1 protein-coding gene is annotated in these 432 nt (G+C 38.0%); it reads left to right on the plus strand.

What is annotated here, in order from left to right; translation table 11 throughout:
• Positions 1-320: 320 nt before the first annotated feature.
• The coding region (locus MTCD1_RS18550) for a DUF1398 family protein (RefSeq protein ID WP_143760153.1) at positions 321-432 on the plus strand (112 nt) is incomplete at its 3' end.

Genomic DNA, 432 nt, shown 5'->3' on the forward strand with positions numbered 1-432 from the left:
ACGGAGGGATCATCAGCAGATTGTTCTTTATTCATTTTGTCGCTCCATGCGCTTGCTCTTCATCTAGCGGTTAAAATATTACTTCAAATCTTTCTGTATGAAGATTTGAGCACGTTGGCCTTACATACATCTGTCGGTTGTATTTCCCTCCAGAATGCCAGCAGGACCGCACTTTGTTACGCAACCAATACTATTAAGTGAAAACATTCCTAATATTTGACATAAATCATCAACAAAACACAAGGAGGTCAGACCAGATTGAAACGATAAAAACGATAATGCAAACTACGCGCCCTCGTATCACATGGAAGGTTTTACCAATGGCTCAGGTTGCCATTTTTAAAGAAATATTCGATCAAGTGCGAAAAGATTTAGACTGTGAATTGTTTTATTCTGAACTAAAACGTCACAACGTCTCACATTATATTTACT

The sequence above is a fragment of the Colwellia marinimaniae genome (assembly GCF_002207865.1).
Lineage (GTDB): Bacteria > Pseudomonadota > Gammaproteobacteria > Enterobacterales > Alteromonadaceae > Colwellia > Colwellia marinimaniae.